Below are 20391 nucleotides of genomic sequence, written 5' to 3'. Positions count from 1 at the left end.
CCAGCGTCCCAGGGCCATCACTCGGTCGGCTTACGCGCGAACGAAGTCGATGTGAGCCAGTTTCGGCTTGAACGGGTGACGCTGTACAGCCTGAACTTTTACTTTGGTCTCTTTACCGTCGATAACCAGAGTAACGATGTCGCTATAAAATTCAGCTTTCACTTCCATGTTCTTCACGGAATCATGGTCCAGCTCGATAGCGATCGGTGCTTCAGTACCGCCGTATACGATTGCCGGGAATTTGTTAGCTGCACGCAGGCGGCGGCTCGCACCCTTACCCTGCTCTTTACGAGTTTCTACATTGATAGTGAACATTGTTTTTTCTCTTTAAGAAAATTAACCCTGCTACAGGCGACCCAGCAACAGGTTGGATATTTCAGCTTTACGTCCGGTTATCGGAAACAAAGCGGGCGGCATTTTAACGGATTTGGCCCGGCGCGGCAATGAAAACCCGGCCGCCGGGGCGTATTGTTGATAAAAGGGCGTCAGCCGCGTAATTCATTGGCGCGCCGGTAGCGCCCCTGATAGTCGAACACTTTTTCACGGATCTGCCAGTAGTGCCCGCGCTGGCGCGCCACCACGAAATCGGGGTGACGGAACAACGCCTGCTGTGCCAGCACATCGGCAGCGGTTTGCCAGGTGAACGGCACCCCCGGCGCACGCTGGTGCGGCCGGATAAACAGCTGCTGAAAGGCCATCCGCTGCGCCGGGGTGGTGAGGCGGAAACGCTCGCCGGCGCTGGCACCGTCCTCATCGTAGTAGGTCACATTCAGCCACTCGCCTTTGTTGTCGCGGCCGCTCTCCAGCGCCATGTCGCCACAGCGCAGCACCAGCGCATCTTTCAGCTTCAGCGCGGCTTTCAGCATGTCATCCGGGTCGACCAGCACTTCATTGCACTGGTGGCAGCGCCTGGCGGCGATGTCATTCTCTGCGCCGCAGTGCGGGCAGCTCTTGGCACGGAAGCGAAAATCACACTGTTCACGGTGGCCTTCATCATCCTCCAGCCAGCCCTGGCAGCGGCGGCCGAAATGCTCAATCACCGTGCCGTCCGGCAGGGCTTTGCCCCAGAAGAGGTTGGCGAAGCCGCAGGCCGGGCAGAAGACCTGCACCGGCTGGTTGTCCCCGGCGGGTTTGCTGCTGCCCACTTCCGGCGTAAAGAGGTCGTGCGGGTTACCGGCGTAATCCAGGATTAAACAATCCGTTTTGCCGGGGTAGAGGCGCAGGCCGCGGCCGACAATCTGCTGGTAGAGGCTGACCGACTCCGTGGGCCGCAGGATGGCGATCAAGTCAACGTGCGGGGCGTCAAAGCCGGTGGTGAGCACTGCCACATTCACCAGATAACGCAGTTCCTGCTGTTTGAACGCCTCAATCAGCCGGTCACGTTCGGCGGGCGGGGTCTGCGCACTGACCAGGGCCGCCTCGCCTTTGGGCAGCAGGCCGTGGATCTCACCGGCGTGCTCCACGGTGGCGGCAAAAATCATCACGCCGCGCCGGTCGGCGGCGTATTCGATGATCTGGCTGATGATGTGCGGGGTAATGCGCTGCTGCTGTTTCAGTTCGCGGTTCAGCTCCGCCTCGTTGAACAGGCCGTTGCTGTTGGCCTCAAGGCGGCTGAAATCGTAATGCACCACCGGCATGTCGAGCCGCTCCGGCGGCACCAGAAAGCCGTGTTTGATCATATAGCGCAGCGGCAGCTCGTAGATACAGTCGCGGAACTGGCTGTTCTCATCGCCGCGCGTGATGCCGTGGTAGTGGTAGCGGTAAATCCAGCCCTTGCCGAGCCGGTAGGGGGTGGCAGTCAGCCCCAGCAGCCGCAGGTTGGGGTTGGCGCGCCGCAGGTGCTGGATAATCTGCTGGTACTGGCTCTCATCATCATCCCCGATGCGGTGGCACTCATCGATGATCAACAGGGAAAAGGCACCGTCGAACAGCGGCAGGTTCCGCGCCACCGACTGCACACTGCCGAACACCACTTTGCCGCTGCTCTCTTTCTGTTGCAGGCCGGCGGCGAAAATATCCGCCTCCAGGCCGTAGGCGCGGTACTTGGCATGGTTCTGCGCCACCAGCTCTTTGACGTGCGCCAGCACCAATACCCGGCCGCGCGCCAGCCGCGCCAGCTCGGCGATCACCAGGCTTTTTCCTGCCCCGGTAGGCAGCACAATTACCGCCGGTTCACGGTGCCGGCGGAAGTAACTCAGGGTGGCCTCAACGGCCTCGCGCTGGTAAGGGCGAAGGGTAAATGACATGGCTGGGATTCCTGCAACAAAGAGGGGGGCATAACCCCCCCAGTATGCCAAAGCCAAGGCCGCATGGCGACCCTGCCGGGCAGATAAGCGCCGCCGGTCTCTATGACAGGACGCCAAGCCCGGCTATACTGGCGGGTTCATATCGCCTTTACGCCCCTCCGGCGGAAAAGGCCACTCTGTATCACGGCGCACGCGCCTGCCCGATGGGTGCAGGCGGGCGGCGGCACTCCTCAAAAGGCTAAAAAGATTTAATGCGACTGGACAAGTTTTTATCTCAGCAACTGGGCGTCAGCCGGGCGCTGGTTCTGCGTGAGCTGCGCAACAAGCGTGTAACCGTAGACGATGAGATCGTCAAAAGCGGTTCGCTGAAACTGACCCCGGAGAACGTGGTGAAGTTCGACGGCAATGTACTGGAGCAGCAGAACGGCCCACGTTACTTCATGCTGAACAAGCCGCAGGGCTATGTCTGCTCCACCGATGACCCGGATCACCCGACGGTGCTCTATTTCCTGGAAGAACCGGTGGCCTATAAGCTCCACGCGGCAGGGCGTCTGGACATCGACACCACCGGGCTGGTGCTGATGACCGATGACGGCCAGTGGTCGCACCGCATCACCTCGCCGAAGCACCATTGTGAGAAAACCTACCTGGTCACCCTGGAACAGCCGCTCTCAACGGAGACGCCGCAGCAGTTCCTGGACGGGGTGCAACTGCACAATGAGAAAGATCTGACCCTGCCGGCCCAGCTGGAACAGCTCGAGCCGACGCTGGTACGCCTGACCATCCGTGAAGGGCGTTACCACCAGGTGAAGCGGATGTTTGCTGCTGTCGGTAACCGCGTAGTGGCGCTGCACCGTGAGCGCATCGGCGCCATCGCCCTGGATGACTCTCTGGCCCCGGGTGATTACCGCCCGCTGACCGACGAAGAGATTGCCAGCGTAGCTGTACCGCGCTGATCCTCACCTTACGCCTGCCGCCGGCAGGCGCTTTTTTCATGACAGGAGCTGTAAACGTGCAAGAAACACGCACATCCCATACCGGGCTGGTGTTCATTCTGGGATTGTTATCCATGTTGATGCCGCTGGCGATCGACATGTACCTGCCGAGTATGCCGGTAATTGCCAGGGAGTTCGGCGTCTCCGGCGGCAGCGTGCAGATGACGCTGAGCGCCTACGTGCTGGGCTTCGCCATCGGCCAGATGTTCTACGGCCCGATGGCCGACAGCCTGGGCCGCAAGCCGGTGATCCTCGGCGGTACCCTGGTGTTTGCGCTGGCGGGCGCAGCCTGCGCTATGGCGCAGTCGGTTGACCAGCTGGTGCATATGCGCTTTCTGCACGGCTTGTCAGCCGCCGCGGCCAGCGTGGTGATCAACGCCCTGATGCGTGACATGTTCACCAAGGATGAGTTCTCGCGCATGATGTCCTTTGTGGTGCTGGTGATGACCGTGGCCCCGCTGCTGGCCCCGATGATGGGCGGCGGACTGATGGTGTTGTTCAGCTGGCACGCCATCTTCTGGAGCATGGCCGGCGCGGCGCTGGTGGCAGCGGTGCTGGTCATGCTGTTTATCCGGGAAACCTTGCCGAAAGCGCGGCGGCAAAAGTTCCACCTGCGTACCACGGCCGGTAACTTTGCCTCGCTGTTCCGCCATAAACGGGTATTCAGCTACATGCTGGCGAGCGGCTTCTCGTTTGGCGGCATGTTCTCGTTCCTGAGCTGCGGGCCGTTTGTCTACATCGATCTGAACGGGGTCTCCACCCAGCACTTCGGGTTTTATTTCGCCCTGAACGTAGTGGTGATGGTGGTGCTGACGGTGTTCAACAGCCGCAACGTCCGCCGTACCGGCTCCATGAAAATGTTCCGCCTTGGCCTGACCATCCAGTTTGTGATGGGGCTGTGGCTGTTGGCCTCTACGGCGCTGGGGTTCGGCTTCTGGGCGCTGGTGGCCGGCGTGGCGGGCTATGTCGGCTGCATCGCCATGGTCACTTCCAATGCGATGGCGGTGATCATGGATGATTTCCCGCACATGGCGGGCACGGCAGCCTCATTAGCCGGTACGCTGCGCTTCGGCATCGGCGCGCTGGTGGGCACGGTGCTTTCCACCCTGCCGGCGCACAGCGCCTGGCCGATGGTGGCCTCAATGGCGTTCTGCATTACCGCCGCGATGCTGCTTTACCTCTATGCCAGCCGGCCGGTGAAAAGCAGCCTGCAACCGGCTGCCTGAGTCCATCAGATACCGGGGTTCCGCCCCGGTTTTTTTCGGTGTAACCGTTTTACTCCCGGCGTAACCCCATTTTTTTCCGTTTTTCGGCGGATTTCCCCTTCATTTTTAAGCCTTCTAAGTTCACTTTATTAATCAGTTAGTTACAGGTCGTAACCGTTTATCTTCATGCCTTTTGTTTCATTTTTGTAAAAATATAAGGGGTAAAAAGTAATCAAATTGCACAAAAATGGTTGAGATACAGCGGGTAAAGGGTTACAAATAAGCCAAAATGAGATCTGGCTCTCATGACTCAGGGGCAATGCCGTACGCAGCCTGAGCAGCACCAGACCAATGACAGCGCATGGCGCGCTTCACCCGGAATGTGAATAGTGGCCAACAAGCTCCGGGGGCAGGCAGGCGTCTACTGCGCTGTACCGGGTGATAACATGTTTCTCTGGGGTTCGAACGTGAATAACATCCAACTTTCGGTGGTACACCGTTTGCCACAACACTACCGCTGGTCATCAGGTTTGACCGGCGTCAAAGTCGAGCCACTCCCGCTCACGGTGATGGCCGATGAAACCAATCTGATTGGGCTGCGGCTGCTGAGCCATGACGGCGACAGCGCCTGGCAGATCATGGAAAAACTGCGCCTGACGCTGGCTGAGATCCAGGTTGACTCCTCGGTGCTGGAGTGGGAAGGGGAGCCGTGCCTGTTTGTGGAAGGGTGCCACGAAGGGGCAACGTTATGCCGTTTAAAAAATGTCGGCGCGGCGATTGCCGATTCACTCAAAGCGCTGTATCCCTTCTGATGCCCACCTGCTTTCCAGCTCCTGTTGCCGCCGGCCTCAGGGGTGATAACGCGTGACAAACTCCTTCAGCCCAGCCGGGGTTAATGGGCGGCTGTAGAGATACCCTTGCAGATAGGTGACACCATGCTCACGCAGGTAGTGCGCCTGTTGCGGGGTTTCGACCCCTTCTGCCACGGTTTTCAGCCGCAGTTCGCGCGTCAGGTTCAGCACCGTGTCCAGCACCGGTGCGGTGACGGTCTGGCGGCCAATGGTCGTGACAAACCCCCGGTCAATCTTCAGGAAGTCGAGCCGGAATTTTTCCAGGTAGATTAAGGCGCTGTGGCCGGTGCCGAAATCATCAATGGCAATCTCAATGCCCTGTTGGCGCAGCCAGTCAAACTTCTCCAGGGCATCTTCCGTCTCCACCATGCCGCGCTCGGTTATCTCAAACACCACGTTGAAATGCCCCGGTGGTAATTGGCCGATAAACTGCTGAACGTCATGTTCAAATTCCGGATCGGTCAGGTGGCTGGGTGAGAGGTTAACCGCCAGCTTCGCCCCGACGGGCAGTACCTCCCGTAACTGCAGCGCATCCTGTGCGATAAGCCCGAACAGGTGGCGGGTCAGCAGCACAATCAGCCCCTGGGCTTCGGCATAGCTGATAAACACATCCGGCGGAATATTGCCTTCACGCGGATGCCGCCAGCGCATCAGCGCTTCTACCCCGGCAACCTGCTGCGACCGGGTATCAATCACCGGCTGGTACTCCATATGGAATTGCCGCCGCCGCATCCCCTCCAGCATTTCGTGGTCAGCACTGTTGCGCACCCGCATCAGGTAATAGCTCAGGGTGCCCACCAGGCAAGCCAGCAGCAGGCCCGCCAGTAAAGTCAGCTGCACGTCGTCCATCCCGAGGCTGGCCCCGTAAAGCCGCAGGTCGATGGGCGAGCGGGGCACCCGGACGATGCGCGAGTCAGCCACCGGCAGGGCAGCGGCGGGTTGCACCACATCACGGCGGGTCGTCAGCGCATGCGGGCCGATAATCAGCGCCAGGCCGCCGGTCACTTCCCGGCCTTGCACCTGGGTAAAGAGCAGGTAAGCCCCAAAGTTAATGTCCAGCGTGGCCAGCACCCCGGTGCGCGGCTGTGACGGCACCGCCAGCCAGACACCAATCGCCGGTTTTTCCGGCACCATGTAGGTGCCCTGCTGGAGCACCATATCCTGGGGCCGGTCGAGCCGTAAGGCCGGGTAGATGGTGTTGACCGGCCTCTCCATTTCCCCGGTGGCGGAGGAGCAGTAGGCCACCCCGTCCTTCACCAGCAGATAGGTGCGCACGCCGCGGGTAAAGGCGGCATTCTGGGTCAGGGTGGCCTGGGCGAGCGAACAGGGAAACTGGGTCAGGGTGTTCATGTTCGCCATGTTATTTTGCAGATCCCGCAAATAGCGCACAGAAAAACTCACCACACTATCCAGAAGTTTCTGCTGCCGGCGTTCATTGGCCTGATAAATCACCCATAAGGTAATGGCGTTAAATAACAGAAAAAAAAGTGTGGCGAAAAGAATGCTGCGTTGTAAATAACGTCGCTTGGGCAAAACGGTATGCATTAATGCCGTTTTTAGCCGCATAGTTTCATTTCCTTTACAGTTCGCCAGAGATGGTAACAGTATAACTGACCCCCACCGGGCAACGACGGCTATTTTCCTGGGGCAGGGCGTTACGTGATTGACCGCAAATAAAAAAGCGCCCCGGAGGGCGCTTTTTTATTCGTTTGGCATTACAGCATCTGGCATAACAACAAGGGAAGGGGTTGTCAGCTGTGGGACTGTCCGCTCAATACGCGGCGGGCTTCACGATAACGTTTTTTCCAGTAGTTATCACTGAGGCTGGAGATCATCACGCCACTGCTGGTGGAGGCATGCACGAACTCGTCATTGCCGAGGTAGATGCCCACGTGGCGGCCGGTAGAGCCGGCGCGGAACAGCACCAGGTCACCCGGGCGCAGTTTGCCTTTCTGGATCCCTCTGCCGATATCCTGCTGCTCATAGGTTGATCGCGGCAGATCCAGGCCAAACTGTTCACGGAACGTCATCTGCACAAAAGCGGAACAATCAATACCGCGTTTGCTGGTGCCGCCTAAGCGGTAACGCACACCTTTCCAGTCAGCATACTGGTCCATAATTTTTGACTTAATGTCAACATTACGGACCATCTCTTCAAACTCATCCTGAGAGGCTTGCAGTAGGAGGCCATTACGGTCATTTACTGCATGCGTCTCAGTCTGCGCATGTTGGGAATTCATCGAACTACAGGCCGAAAGCATGACGGCCATTGCCACTGCGGGGATCGCCCGCACGATATATCTCAGTAAGGGTTGAGACTTGACCATTATAAATGTTTTCCCTTGATGTCCTTAACGACGGCGTCGCTATAAGAAAAATGCCAAACGAAGTGAGACTACTGACCGTCGAAGTATTGAGCAATTCACCTGATTGAAAAGTGCGGCTTTACGCACAGATTTCAGTTAATTTCAGATGAAAAAACAGAATAACCTCAAAAGTGAATCCGAGATTACCGTAACCCCCCAGAGATTGCGAGTGCTTTTAAAGTAATTCTGATAAGAATTTGTGATGTAAAGTCATGTAAGCAATCGATTAAAATTCACTGTTTTATTTTTAGCCGCTTTCTGCTGAAAAGGCCTCCTTAAGCCACCGTTCTGTGATTTTATTGTCCGGCAGGGGGCAGGCTGACACAACCTACCCATAAAAACGGGGGCCTGAGGCCCCCGGAGGTATAACGCTTTGCTCTGCCTGAGGTTTCAGGCGGCTCGTGAGCCTTTGTGCGGCAGACGCCGGTCAAGCCACGTAATCAGGTGGTCACAGGCCGGGGTCAGCAGCCACCAGCTTAACCCCACCAGCACCACTGAAAGCGAGCCGACGGCAATATCACTGAACCAGTGCGCGCCAATCATCAGGCGCGGTAGTGAGAAGACCACCACAATCGCCAAAGCCAATGCAAAGGCGGTTTTTGTGAAATAGCGCCACATAAAGCAGGCAAAAATAATCAGCATCATGCCGTGGTCTCCGGGGAAGCTGTCACGCGAGGCATCTTTGGTGGGAATGCCGGTCAGCTCACTGACCCGGTTAACGTGCGGGAAATACAGGGACGGGCTGACATGGCTGACCGGCAGCAGGTGGCCAAGCTGGTTCAGCACCACGGCGGTCAGCAGCATTACCACCCCGGTCACGACCAGGCGGCGGCGGCCGGCGGCATCCTGTTTCAGGTAGAAAGAGAGGTAGAGCAGCCCCATTGCCAGCAGCGAGCAGCCATCGAACAGGCGGTTATTGGTGACCGCGACGGCGTTTAAAAAGGCCGGGCTGGTCGCCAGATGCTGGTTAAAGTAGAAAAAGATCGACGAATCGATCGAAAACCAAAACCCGTGATGCGCGGGCAGGTAATAAGAAAGAAATAACACCATGCCCAGCATATTCAGCAGCAGAATAGCCGGTAAGTTTTTGCGCCACATAGCAGTGATGACCTGTTTATTTATCCGGAAGTAAAAAAAGAAGGAATCAATTTGGCAGCTACGTTAAGCGCTGGTGACTAAACGGATCTTCAACAAGTCGCGTTGAAGGGCGTTCCAGTCGGTCTCACCGGGGTTAATCACCTCAATCCGGCTGTCGGCCGGTGCCCCTGCCTGGGTTTCAATGTGCAGATCCTGTCCCTGCCGGTTAACCTGCAAGGTGCCCTCCGGGATGCGCAACACACCTTTAACGCGTTCCACCGGTGCCAGCCGCACCCACTCCAGCAGCGGGATGGTGTCAAAAACCGTTTCATCATCGAAAATCCAGCCGCAGCTGGTGTAACCCTGCCCCTGGTTCAGGGCACGCCGCCAGCGCTGGTTGCCCGGCAGGCTCAGCGCGGCCAGCCCGCGCGGTGCCGCAGCGGCCGCATGATGGTGCGCGCCGTCGGGCAATTCGCGCTGGTTTTCCCGCGGGCGGGCGAGCCAGGTGAGCGGCACCTCGCCCTGTTGCACCGCCACCACCGGCCGCCCGGCCGCTGCCGCCGCTTCCCACTCGGCCAGCCGCTGTTGGTCTGCGGGTTGGTAGGTATCCTGTTTGTTGGCGATGATCACATCCGCCGCCGCCAGCTGGTCACGGAAATTCTCATTTTCTGTGTAACGTGTCTCAGCCAACTGGCGCGCATCCAGCACGCACAGCGTGGCTTGCAGGGTCAGCCACGGCTGATAGGTGTCAGAGGTCAGCAGAGAGAGGATCTGCTTCGGGTGCCCCAGCCCGGTGGGTTCAATCAGCAGCCGGTCGGGTTTTTGCTTCAGCAGCATATTCAGGCCAATTTGCATCGGCAACCCGTTCACGCAACACATGCAGCCGCCGGGGATCTCTTTCAGCACCGCGCCCTGGTCAGCCAGCAGCGCGCCGTCAATCCCTACCTCGCCAAACTCATTGACCAGAATGGCCCAGTTCTCATGCGCAGGTTTTTGGCTCAGCAGATGGCGCAGGGTGGTGGTTTTCCCGCTGCCCAGAAAGCCGGTAATCACATTGACATAGGTCATGAACGCATCCTTTGGTGGGTGGCCGGCCTGTGACGCTACAGGCCTTACGCGACGGGGCATAGCAAGGCGGGTGTACAATAAAGACACCCCGCCGGTAATGCTCACCTTTATTATTAATTTTTTAAAAACACTATAACAATTAAGGGCGAATGCCCTGTTTTATGACACTAGTTTCTCTTCTTTGCCGATATTTTTAAACATAAATTTTGGTAAGTAACTGGAAGGGGGTTATAGACACACAGCACGCAGGCAGGGGCATAGGGAATGCCGAAAGAGCGAAATCACATCCCGGAACAGGTATGCGGTCTTATTTTTCATAAAGGTTATTGAGGGCATTAAAACGTTCCTTATGGCGGCGCTGATAAAGCCACAGCCAGGTAAGCAGGGCCACAATCGCAATAGCAGACAGGAGCTCCGCATTATAGGGAGCCGGCAGATAACGCATCACACACACAGTTAACCCGGCACCGGCACTCACGGAGATCTCTTTAACCAATAAGGCATTATCCTGGGCGGCGCAGTAATCCAGATAACTCAGCCCGCACTCTGCGATGGAGAGCAGCGTCAGCCACAGCAGCGCGCCGGCAAAGGTATACACCCGGAAAACGTCAGGCATCGCCAGTATCACCAACCCGGACAGGATAAGCAGCAGCGAGACCCACAACGCCTTGTTACCGCTGCGCGCAATCAGTTTCATGATCGGCAACTGCAACAGGGCAACCACCGCGCTGTTCAGGATAATCATCCCACCGTACCAGGCGGGCAGTGTGCTGTGATGGGCCAGGATCGCCTGCGGCAGCACGGAGAACACGGCGAACAGTTTGATCCCGTTCATCAGCCCCGCCAGCACCCACAGGGTGTTCTTACCGGCCGGCATCGTCAGAGCGGCGGCGGGCGCCAGCGCCGGTGACGGGGTAAAACGCCAGGCCGCAGGCAGGCACAGCAGCAGTAACAGGCCCAGCAGCAGGTAGAAATGCAGCGGTTGCCAGTGGGGGTAGAGCAAGACTACGCCGGCACACAGGCTGCCGACATTCAGCATAATCTTGTTATTGGCGGCCCCGGCCGGGGAGGTGGCGGCATCTTTTTTGACGATAGAACCCAACACGGCCACGCCATAGCCAAACAGGATAACGCCCACCATCTGGAGGCCCGGCCCGGCCGGTACGGCCAGCAGGGCAATGCCGGCCAGGGCGGCAAACACCGTGACACGCAGGGCAAAAGGGCCGAACAGCAGCAGCGTCAGGGGGGTCAGGATCAGTAACAGCCGGTACCCTGTCGCCAGGACAATGTTGTTGGTGGCATCCAGCCAGACATTGGCCTGCCCAAGCAGCGCAAACAGCACAATGGCTGACAGCATCCGTAACAGTAAGCCTGGGGAGCGGGGCAGAAAGGCCCGGCGCGGGCTGCTGAAATAAAATGAAGTTTTTCCTAAAAGTTTCACGAATCAACGCCCTGGCTAAGGTCAGGAGCGCTAACATAAGGCATGATGGGCATCAGAGGCAGGTAAGGCGTGATGATTTCCCGCCCGGCCTGGCTGGTAAAAACACCGGTACAGTGGCATCAGGATGAAAAAGAAAAATATGCTGAGCTTAATGGGTTTTCAGCTGGTTGAAGGGATGCCCAAGGTCAACCAGTTAGTGGAGTTTGTCGCGCGGGCGGTGGAAGAGGGGACACTGGGGCCGGGCAGCCGTCTGCCCTCCCTGCGTGAATTTTGTGAGCAGTTGTCGGTCAGTAAATACACGGTGGTGGATGCGCTGGAGCGGTTGCGCGCGCGCGGCCTGGTGACGTCTATTGCGGGGCGCGGCTACTTTATCAGCCGCGACAGCGTGCCGGGCGGCCCGGTGGCCCCGGTCACGCAGGCGGCAGCGGATCTGCACACCCGGCTGAAGCGCGCATTCGCCACCAACAGCACCTTGCTGCGGCCGGGCTGCGGTTTTTTCCCGGAAACCTGGCTCGACACCGGGCTGTTCCGCAAGGCACTGCGCCACACGCTGCGTACCCCCCGCCTGCGCTTTATGGAGTATGGGCACCCGCTGGGGTACCTGCCGCTGCGCCAGACATTGCAGCTGAAGCTCGCCGAGGCGGGCCTGCGGGTTCCGGCCGATAACATTATCCTGACCGGCAGCACCATGAATGCCGTCGATCTGCTGCTGCGGGTGCTGGTGACGCCGGGCGACACCGTATTGCTGGATGACCTGTGCTACTTCAATTTCACCGCCAACCTGCGCCAGCACCGGGCCAACGTGGTGTGTGTGCCGCGCGGCCATCAGGGAGTTACCCCGGAAGCCCTGGAAGCACTGCTTATCGCCCACCGGCCCAAGGTCTTTATTACCTCCGGGCTGATGCACAACCCCACCGGCCACAGTTATTCGCTGGATGAGATGGTCGCGCTGATTACGCTGCTCAACCGGTATGGCTGCCACCTGATTGAGGACGATCTGTATCATGATCTGATGGACGGGGCACCGCCGCCGATGGCCGCCCTGGCCGGACTGGCGAATGCCAGCTATATCTCCGGCTTCTCCAAACTGCTGAGCGCCAATATGCGGGTGGGGTACATTGCCGCCAACCCGGCGCTGACGCAGGCCATCACCCAGCTGAAATCCCTGACCGGCAGCGTGACCTGCGAATTTACCGAGCAGGCGCTCTGCCAGTTCTTCCGGGACGGCAGCTACTATCGCCACCAGCGGCGGCTGGTCAGCCGGCTGGCTGAATCCTCCGCCCGGGTCACGGCCTGGTTACAGGCGGCAGGGTGCCGGTTTCCGGTGCGCTATACCGGGGGGTTATTTTTATGGGCGCACCTGCCTGCCCATGTGAAGGCAGAGGCGCTGGCTGAACAGGCACTTTCGGAAGGGATTGCGCTGGCACCGGGCACCCTGTTTGGCGGCGGGCAGGATGTGATGCGCGTTAATATTGCGCACAGTGATGATCCGGTGGTCAGCGAGCGGGTCACGGCGCTGCTGGCATGACGGCCCGGCGAACGCCGGGCCGGGGAAAATGCGCGGTTGGCCCGGCAGATGCCGGGCCGGAAAAGCTTAACGGTTGACCCAGCGTTGCACGGTTTCACGTGCGCCGATGTCGCGCAGGCTCAGCCAGGCGCGGGTGACGGCAGTGACAAACGCCGCCTGTTGCGGCAGGTCTTCACCAAAGATCGCTTTTATGCCCAACAACGCCTGCACCCGGCCTTCATCCTCCGGTGATGCCGCCACAGCCTGTTGCAGGACAGCGGCCATCGGGTCTTTCACCTCAATCGGCTGGCCCGCATCGTCCGTACCGCTGACGTAACGCATCCAGCCCGCCACACCCAGCGCCAGCAGGTCAAAATCACTGCCGTTGGCCAAATGCCAGCGCACTGAGTCCAGCATCCGCTGCGGCAGTTTCTGGCTTCCGTCCATCGCAATCTGCCAGGTACGATGTTTCAGCGCCGGATTAGCGTAGCGGGCAATTAATTGATCGGCGTAGCCGGGCAGATCGGTGTCGCGCACTGTCAGGGTCGGTGCCTGTTCGCCCAGCATCAGGCGGTGGGCGGCGGTGCGGTAGGCCGGGTCTTCCATGCATTCATTAATGTGCTGGTAACCCGCCAGGTAGCCGAGATAGGCCAGGAACGAATGGCTGCCGTTCAGCATCCGCAGTTTCATCTGCTCAAACGGCAGCACGTCGTCCACCAATTGCGCCCCGGCGCGCTCCCAGGCCGGGCGGCCCGCAACGAAATTATCCTCGACAACCCATTGCAGGAACGGCTCACAGGCGATGGCGCACTCATCCTGCACGCCGCCCAGCGCGTCGGCAATCTCCTCCAGCGTCTCCGGCGTGGCCGCCGGGACGATGCGATCCACCATGGTGCTGGGGAAACTCACATGGTCGGCAATCCAGTGCGCCAGTGCCGGATCGCGCGCCTGCGCCAGCCCGATCAGGGAATTTTTCACCACGTGGCCGTTATCGGGGATGTTGTCACAGGAGAGCACGGTAAACGGCGGCAGGTTGCGGGCGTGACGCAGGCGCAGCGCCTCGACCAGAATCGCCGGGACGGAGGTCGGGGCGGTGGGGTTGGCGAGGTCGTCAATAATCGCCGGGTGGTTGAGGTCCAGTTTGCCGCTGCCCGGTTCAATGCAGTAGCCCTTTTCCGTGATGGTCAGCGTGACGATCGCCACCTGCGGCTCTGCCAGCTTTTCCAGCACCGCCGGCACGCCTTCAATTTTGCCGTGTACTGACTCGTGCACCGCGCCGATCACGATAGCCTGATTGCCTTCCGCCCCTTTTTCCAGCACGGTGTAGAGGTGATCCTGCTCGCGCAACCGGCGCATCATCTCTACGCCGCCGTGCAGGCTGATTTCACACAGCCCCCAGTCTCCGCCTTCCTGGTTCAGTAACCGGTCGGTGACCAGCGCCTGATGCGCCCGGTGAAACGCCCCGAAGCCGATATGCACAATGCGGCTCTGCAACTGCCGGCGATCGTAAGCCGGTTGCTGGACAGCGTGCGGAAGCGGGGCGGTGGCAATAGTTTTCATGAATGCTCCTGACTGAGAATGCCGGCAGCGGCCGGGAAGGCGGACCCGCTGCCGGAGGAAACCCACAGCGGGAAAAAGTGGTCAGACCAATTTTGGCGGCGGGCATCTTTTAGCGCATTTTCCGCTCCGCCGGACAGCCCTGACTTCCGGCAGTGTACTGCCGCATCAGGCAAATTCAAACCGCATCCCCGCAGATTAACTGAGATTCGTGAACTGCATCAACCCATTGCCCTGCGGCTTTTGACAAGGCAAAGGGCCGGTGTATGGTAGTAAGATAAGTGATAACTTGATTTACTGGTATGACAGCTTTGTGCTAATTGCCTCTCCCTGCACGGCGCTGCCTTCTAAATGAAAAGGATAAAGCATGGAACAAACATGGCGTTGGTATGGGCCGGCCGATCCGGTCTCACTGGACGATCTGCGTCAGGCCGGGGCGACCGGGGTGGTGACTGCCCTGCACCATATCGCCAACGGCGAGGTCTGGCCGGTGGAGGAGATCAAAGTGCGGCAGGCGATCATTGAGGCGAAAGGGCTGGTGTGGTCGGTGGTGGAGAGCATCCCGGTGCATGAGGAGATCAAAACCCGCAGCGGCAACGTGGCGCGCCATATCGCCAACTACCAGCAGTCACTGCGCAACCTCGCGGCCTGCGGCATCCGCACCGTCTGTTATAACTTCATGCCGGTGCTGGACTGGACGCGCACCGATCTGGCGTATGAATTACCGACCGGTGCCAAAGCGCTGCGTTTTGATCAGGATGCTTTCGCCGCGTTTGAGCTGCATATTCTGAAGCGGCCGGGGGCGGAGCAGGATTACAGCGACGAGGCGCGCGCACGGGCAGAAACCTATTTCCGGGCGATGAGTGACGCCGACGTGGCGCAGCTCACCGCGAATATCATCGCCGGTTTGCCGGGGGCGGAAGAGGGCTACACGCTGGATCAGTTCCGCGCCCGGCTGGCGACCTACGAAGGCATCGACAAAGCCGCGCTGCGTGAAAACATGGCGGCATTTTTGCGCGCCATTGTGCCGGTGGCGGAAGAGGTGGGCATCAACCTGGCCGTGCACCCGGACGATCCGCCGCGCCCGATCCTCGGCCTGCCGCGCATCATCTCCACCCAGGAGGATATGCAGTGGCTGAAAGAGACGGTGGACAGCCCGAACAATGGCTTTACCTTCTGCACCGGTTCTTACGGCGTGCGCGCCGACAACGATCTGGTCAGCATGATCGACGCTTACGCCGACCGCATCCACTTCATCCACCTGCGCGCCACCTGCCGCGAGGCGAACCCGGAATCGTTCCATGAGGGCGAACACCTGCACGGCGACGTTGACATGGTAGCGGTGATCCAGGCGTTGCTGCGCGAAGAGCAGCGCCGCCACCGCGCCGGGCGGCCGTCCGCCATTCCGATGCGCCCCGATCACGGGCACCAGATGCTGGATGACCTGCACAAGAAAACCAATCCCGGCTATTCGGCGATTGGGCGGCTGAAAGGGCTGGCGGAGTTACGCGGGGTCGAGCTGGCGCTGAAGTGCACCCAGTTTACTGACTTGCCGCGGCGCTGATACCGGGGCTGGGACGATAAAAAAGGCGCTCACTGAGCGCCTTTTTCGTGGCGGGATTATTTGTCCGCACGGCCCATATAGCGGCGTTCCGCGATATGGATGGTGATCTTCTCACCACTGCTCAGGTATTCCGGCACGGAGATCACCAGCCCGGTGGTCATGGTCGCCGGTTTGTTGCGGGCGCTGGCCGAAGCCCCTTTGATGCCCGGTGCGGTTTCCACAATCTCCAGATCCACCGTCTGCGGCAGTTCCAGCGCCAGGATCTGGCCGTCCAGCGTCAGCACCTGCATCCCCGGCATGCCGCCTTCCGGGATAAACAGCAGCTCATCTTCAATCTGGTCTTTCTTAAAGACGTACGGGGTGTAGTCTTCGTCATCCATGAACACGTATTCGTCGCCGTCCACGTAGGAGAAGTTAACGCTGCGGCGCGTCAGGGTGACGGTGTCCAGGATGTCATCGCCTTTGAAGCGCTCTTCCACCTTTAAACCGGTACGCACATCTGAAAAGCGCATTTTGTACAGGGTGCTGGCACCACGGGCGCTGGGGCTTTGCACATCAATGTCTTTCACCAGCAGCAGTTTGCCGTTGTAGTTGATTACAAAGCCGCGTTTGATTTCGTTCGCTCTTGCCATAAAAAGTGACCTGTCTGGGAGGATTATCAAGAAGTGGCGACAAGGTACCCGCGCCGTGCGCTTCAGGCAAGCAGGCGGCGCAAAAAGAGTGAGGCGGCACGCGTCAACCCCCCGCACCGCCTGCCTGTCAGTGGTAAACCGGCAGCAGATCGGCCAGTGATAACAGGTGCGCCGCCGCGTTGATCACGCCGAACGCCAGCACGAACCCCAATACCGCCGGGCCGCCCGGCACCCGGAACCCGCCGCGGCCGTGGCGGCGACGGCTGGCGCGCGCCAGTAACGCCGGGACAATCACCGCCCACACCGTGGCGGCCAGCCCGGCAAAGCCGATGGCGTACAAAAAACCGTCCGGGAACAGCAGCGCGCCCAGCGTCGGCGGTGCAAAGGTCAGCAGCGCGCTGCGGGCGCGGCCGCCACGATCGTTGCCGAGGCGGAACACATCCGCCAGGTAGTCAAACAGCCCCAGCGCCACGCCCAAAAAGGAGCTGGCCAGCGCCATGTAGGAGAAGGCGTTCAGCAGGGTGGTAATCAGCGGGCTGGCGCTGACGCTGCCCATCTGCTTCATCAGGCTGCCGATGTTACCGCCCTCGGCAATCACCGTGCGGAAGGCGTCACGGCTGATGTTGCCCTGCACCACATATTGCCACAGCAGGTAGATCGCCAGCGCAATCAGCGTACCGCCCACCAGGCTGCGTACCACCGGCTTCGGCTGGTGGTGATAGTAAGTCACCAGCCCCGGCACATTGCCGTGGTAGCCAAAGGAAGTCAGCAGGTAGGGCAGGGCCGCCAGCGCGTAAGGTGCATAATCACTGCCCGGCTGGGCGCTGTTGAACAGCAGCGCCGGTTGCACCTGGGTGAACAGGTTACCGATGGAGAGCGCAAAACTGATCACCATACCGCCGATCAATATCGTGCTGAGGCGATCCACCGCCCGCGTTGAGAGCCACACCACCAGCGCCACCGCCACGGCAAACGCCAGCCCGGCACTCTTCTGCCCCAGCCCGCCGCCCAGCGTATGGGCGATGATCGACCCCCCGGCGGAGATATAAGCGTAGTTGAGAATGTAGAGCACAAACGCGATCGACAGGCCGTTAATCAAACTCCAGCGCCGCCCCAGCAGATCCCGCACCAGCGTGTGGAAACTGGCCCCGGCCGGGTAGTTCAGCGCCACTTCCAGGATCAGCAGGCCGGAAAGCAGCATACAGAGCCAGGTATAGGCCAGCAGCATCACCGAACCGCTGAACCAGACGCCGGAGGTCACCACCGGAATAGAAAACATCCCGGCACCCACAGCGGTACCGGCAATGATCATCGCCCCGCCAAAGGCGGAAGGGCGGGTGGCGGGCACGGCAAACTCAGACGACATAATAACTCCGGCAATGAATCTTTGTACTAGCGCAATAGTACAAGCGCGGCGGAAAGAAGTAAACCGGGGTTTACCCCAGCCCAGCGTGCAAAAGTGGAAGGTTATCCTGACAGCGTGTCAAAATGCGCGATATTTCGCCAGGTATGACGTGAAGTGCATAAGGGAAGGCGGCGGTGCCGTACCGGGGAACGGGCAAAACAGCACTGGAGAAGGGGCGCGCGGCCTGTTATTGTCGCGCCTTGTGAGATTCTGCCCTGTGAGATGATGATGGAATGCCGTACCGATTGCGGGGCCTGCTGTATCGCACCCTCTATTTCTTCCCCGATCCCCGGCATGCCTGACGGCAAACCGGCCAACACCCGTTGTGTACAGCTTGATGAGCAGTTGCGTTGCCGCCTGTTCCGCTCGCCGTTGCGGCCGAAAGTGTGCGGCGGGCTACAGGCCAGCCGCGAGATGTGCCACAGCCACCGCGATGATGCGCTGATCTTTCTGGCGCGGCTGGAAGCGGCCACCGCACCCTGAATAGCTTACGGCAGCGGCAGGCCGCCGTTGTCCGCTTTTTCCATCGGCAGCAACTCAGCCAACGGGTCTGCGGCGGTTTTTGGCGGCACATCGCGGATGCGCCAGACGCAGTACACCGCCCCGGCCACCATCGCCAGCGCGCTGTAGAACACAGCGTGGTAGTTCCACATCTCGGCCACCACCCCGGCGCAGGAGCCGGCAATAATCCAGCCGACGCGGGTGGAATTGGTAAACAGCGTGGTCGCCGCCCCAGCCTGATTCGGCATCAAATCCTGGAAATAGAGCATGCCGATCCCGGCCAGAATGCCGATGAACACCGCGTTGAGCAGTTGCAGCATCAGCAGCGGCACCACGCCGGTGGTAAACAGCAGGCAGAAGTAAAACAGCACCCCGGCCGCCACCGCAAGGCGCATCATGCTGCGTTTGCCGAAACGCCGGGCGTAATACCCGGCCACCAGCATGATAGGGATCTCCAGCCCGGCCGCGGTGCCCATCAGCACTCCCACCAGTTTCTCCGGCAGGTTAAGCTCATGCACCAGATACAGCGGCATGTTGATCAGGTACATGCCGTTGGCCGTCCACATCAGGGTGCAGGCGGCAAACAGCAGCAGCGTATCGCGGCGGTTACGGTGCGGGGCCTGCAAGGTATCGGTGGTTTTCAGTTCCGCTTTCGGCATCGACGGCAGGAAGTAGCGCACCAGCAGCCCGCACAGCAAAAAGGCCACGCCCGCCGCCATATACATAAAGGGAAAGCCGAAGCCGAGCGCCAGTGCAAAGGCCAGCGGCGGGCCGACCACCCACGCCAGCGACACCTGCGCCCGCAGGATCGAGGTGAACATCACCGCCTCGCGCCCGGTCTTCTCGGCATGCTCGCGCGCCAGCGCAAACATCTGCGGGTTGGCGGTAGAGCCAAAGCTCGACAGCAGCACCCCGACCAGCAGCAACAGCAGGTAGTTGCGGTTATAGGCGAACAGCACGCAGGCCAGCGCGCCGAGCAGGCAGCAGACAAAAATCAGGTTGCGGCGGTCGCCGCGCTTGTCGGAACGGCTGGCCAGCATCTGGCTGACCAGAATACCGATCACCGCGCTGCCGGTGTAGAACAGCCCGACCATAAACGGCCGCGCATGCACTTCGGTGGAGAGAAACAGGCTCAGGGTCGGGGTTTGCAGCGCACCGGCGATGCCGGTCAGAAACGCCACCAGTAAAAAGGCCGCCGAGGTGACATCAGGCAGGCGCCGGGCAGAGGCTATGGGAGCAGACATAATATTCGCTAACAGAACAGGAAAAGGGAGAGTCGCGGCGCATCTTACGCCTGTTTAAAAAAAACAAAAAGACGTTTCAGTTGCTGAAAAGGTAAACAGATTTTTCTTTGCCGCCGCACACAAGTGAAAGTGTGATCGGCGGCCGGCTGGCGCGGCAGCTGGGGCAGCCGCGCCGTTTTCACGGGCTAAGAGGTGGCCGGTAAACAGAACTGCCCGCGTTGCCACAACGCAATGGCGGTGCGGCTCGCCTCAAAGTGCGGCTGCGGCAGGGCGTCCGGGCGGCACCAGCGCCACTCTGCGCATTTTTCCGGCTCTTTGCGTTCTGCCTCGCCGCCCGGATGGGCCGCCAGCAAACACACCGACACCGTGTGTTTGCCCTCCTGTTGCCAGGTCTCCAGATTATTGCTGAGGCCGAAAACCTGCGGGGCCGCCAGTATAAGGCCGGTTTCTTCCGCCACTTCCCGGATCGCCGCCTCTGCAAACCCTTCGCCCGGCTCCATATGGCCGCCGGGAATCGACCAATAGGGCGCATGGCTGCCGCAACGTTTCCCAACCAACACCTCCCCTGAGGCGTTAACAATAATCACGCCCACTCCCATTACCACCGGCATAATTTCTCCTGTCAGCTTTTTTCAGCAAAAAGGCCTTGTATCCTGTAAGCACTTCAGCCGCAATCAGCAAAATGTGCGTGAAGTCAAAAAACTGTGACAACAACCACAAGAAAACTTGCAT

18 protein-coding genes are annotated in these 20391 nt (G+C 59.8%); 6 read left to right on the top strand and 12 right to left on the bottom strand.

Annotated features, from left to right (window positions below):
• Positions 1-30: 30 nt before the first annotated feature.
• Positions 31-315 (bottom strand): 50S ribosomal protein L25, encoded by a 285-nt coding sequence (rplY, locus tag CYR55_RS05860; protein WP_072933636.1) that lies wholly within the window; start codon positions 313-315, stop codon positions 31-33.
• Between the two features lie 170 nt (positions 316-485).
• Positions 486-2246, bottom strand: coding sequence for a DNA repair helicase RadD (radD, locus tag CYR55_RS05855; RefSeq protein WP_101815215.1), 1761 nt, complete (start codon positions 2244-2246; stop codon positions 486-488).
• Between the two features lie 251 nt (positions 2247-2497).
• Here radD and rsuA point away from each other — a divergent pair, with 251 nt between their 5' ends.
• The 3 genes from rsuA to CYR55_RS05840 all read left to right on the top strand — a co-directional run bounded on the left by rsuA (position 2498) and on the right by CYR55_RS05840 (position 5258).
• The gene (rsuA, locus tag CYR55_RS05850; protein WP_101815214.1) at positions 2498-3202 is read left to right on the top strand and encodes a 16S rRNA pseudouridine(516) synthase RsuA; all 705 of its coding nucleotides are present in this window, start codon (positions 2498-2500) and stop codon (positions 3200-3202) included.
• Positions 3203-3258: 56 nt separating this feature from the next.
• Complete coding sequence (locus CYR55_RS05845) at positions 3259-4467, top strand: Bcr/CflA family multidrug efflux MFS transporter (protein ID WP_101815213.1); 1209 nt, start codon at positions 3259-3261, stop codon at positions 4465-4467.
• 446 nt (positions 4468-4913) lie between these two features.
• Positions 4914-5258, top strand: coding sequence for a YejG family protein (locus tag CYR55_RS05840; protein ID WP_101815303.1), 345 nt, complete (start codon positions 4914-4916; stop codon positions 5256-5258).
• A 36-nt stretch (positions 5259-5294) separates the two neighbouring features.
• On the opposite strand, the gene CYR55_RS05835 is transcribed toward CYR55_RS05840, so the two are convergent.
• The 5 genes from CYR55_RS05835 to CYR55_RS05815 all read right to left on the bottom strand — a co-directional run bounded on the left by CYR55_RS05835 (position 5295) and on the right by CYR55_RS05815 (position 11165).
• Entirely contained in the window at positions 5295-6842 is a 1548-nt protein-coding gene (locus CYR55_RS05835; RefSeq protein WP_241522098.1) for a cyclic di-GMP phosphodiesterase, read from the bottom strand.
• A 206-nt stretch (positions 6843-7048) separates the two neighbouring features.
• Positions 7049-7624 (bottom strand): bifunctional murein DD-endopeptidase/murein LD-carboxypeptidase, encoded by a 576-nt coding sequence (gene mepS / locus CYR55_RS05830; RefSeq protein WP_101815211.1) that lies wholly within the window; start codon positions 7622-7624, stop codon positions 7049-7051.
• A 429-nt stretch (positions 7625-8053) separates the two neighbouring features.
• Positions 8054-8761: a phosphatase PAP2 family protein gene (locus CYR55_RS05825; RefSeq protein ID WP_101815210.1), complete on the bottom strand. Its 708-nt coding sequence runs from the start codon at positions 8759-8761 to the stop codon at positions 8054-8056.
• Positions 8762-8824: 63 nt separating this feature from the next.
• On the bottom strand, positions 8825-9808 hold the full coding sequence (locus CYR55_RS05820) for a CobW family GTP-binding protein (protein ID WP_101815209.1): 984 nt from the start codon (positions 9806-9808) through the stop codon (positions 8825-8827).
• 307 nt (positions 9809-10115) lie between these two features.
• Positions 10116-11165 (bottom strand): hypothetical protein, encoded by a 1050-nt coding sequence (locus CYR55_RS05815; RefSeq protein WP_101815208.1) that lies wholly within the window; start codon positions 11163-11165, stop codon positions 10116-10118.
• Between the two features lie 223 nt (positions 11166-11388).
• On the opposite strand from CYR55_RS05815, the gene CYR55_RS05810 reads away from it, so the two are divergent.
• On the top strand, positions 11389-12777 hold the full coding sequence (locus CYR55_RS05810) for an aminotransferase-like domain-containing protein (RefSeq protein ID WP_241522089.1): 1389 nt from the start codon (positions 11389-11391) through the stop codon (positions 12775-12777).
• A gap of 66 nt (positions 12778-12843) precedes the next feature.
• Here CYR55_RS05810 and CYR55_RS05805 read toward each other — a convergent pair whose 3' ends face one another.
• A complete protein-coding gene (locus CYR55_RS05805; protein WP_101815206.1) occupies positions 12844-14316 on the bottom strand; it encodes a mannitol dehydrogenase family protein in 1473 nt (490 codons plus the stop codon).
• A 364-nt stretch (positions 14317-14680) separates the two neighbouring features.
• On the opposite strand from CYR55_RS05805, the gene uxuA reads away from it, so the two are divergent.
• Positions 14681-15877 (top strand): mannonate dehydratase, encoded by a 1197-nt coding sequence (uxuA, locus tag CYR55_RS05800; RefSeq protein WP_101815205.1) that lies wholly within the window; start codon positions 14681-14683, stop codon positions 15875-15877.
• 56 nt (positions 15878-15933) lie between these two features.
• Here uxuA and yeiP read toward each other — a convergent pair whose 3' ends face one another.
• Positions 15934-16509: an elongation factor P-like protein YeiP gene (yeiP, locus tag CYR55_RS05795; RefSeq protein ID WP_101815204.1), complete on the bottom strand. Its 576-nt coding sequence runs from the start codon at positions 16507-16509 to the stop codon at positions 15934-15936.
• 127 nt (positions 16510-16636) lie between these two features.
• The gene (gene mtr / locus CYR55_RS05790) at positions 16637-17875 is read right to left on the bottom strand and encodes a tryptophan permease (protein ID WP_101815203.1); all 1239 of its coding nucleotides are present in this window, start codon (positions 17873-17875) and stop codon (positions 16637-16639) included.
• 267 nt (positions 17876-18142) lie between these two features.
• Between mtr and CYR55_RS05785 the strand changes: the two genes are divergently transcribed.
• The gene (locus CYR55_RS05785; RefSeq protein WP_101815302.1) at positions 18143-18397 is read left to right on the top strand and encodes a YkgJ family cysteine cluster protein; all 255 of its coding nucleotides are present in this window, start codon (positions 18143-18145) and stop codon (positions 18395-18397) included.
• 5 nt (positions 18398-18402) lie between these two features.
• On the opposite strand, the gene CYR55_RS05780 is transcribed toward CYR55_RS05785, so the two are convergent.
• Together CYR55_RS05780 and CYR55_RS05775 are read right to left on the bottom strand one after the other, a co-directional pair.
• Positions 18403-19659 carry a sugar efflux transporter gene (locus CYR55_RS05780; protein WP_101815202.1) on the bottom strand — a complete coding sequence of 419 codons (1257 nt, stop codon included), beginning with the start codon at positions 19657-19659 and terminating at the stop codon, positions 18403-18405.
• 185 nt (positions 19660-19844) lie between these two features.
• Positions 19845-20270, bottom strand: coding sequence for a nucleotide triphosphate diphosphatase NUDT15 (locus CYR55_RS05775; protein WP_101815201.1), 426 nt, complete (start codon positions 20268-20270; stop codon positions 19845-19847).
• Between the last annotated feature and the right edge of the window lie 121 nt (positions 20271-20391).

This window comes from Chimaeribacter californicus, from assembly GCF_002858675.1.
In the GTDB taxonomy this organism is placed as follows: domain Bacteria; phylum Pseudomonadota; class Gammaproteobacteria; order Enterobacterales; family Enterobacteriaceae; genus Chimaeribacter; species Chimaeribacter californicus.
This window is presented reverse-complemented; position numbering and strand designations above follow the sequence as displayed.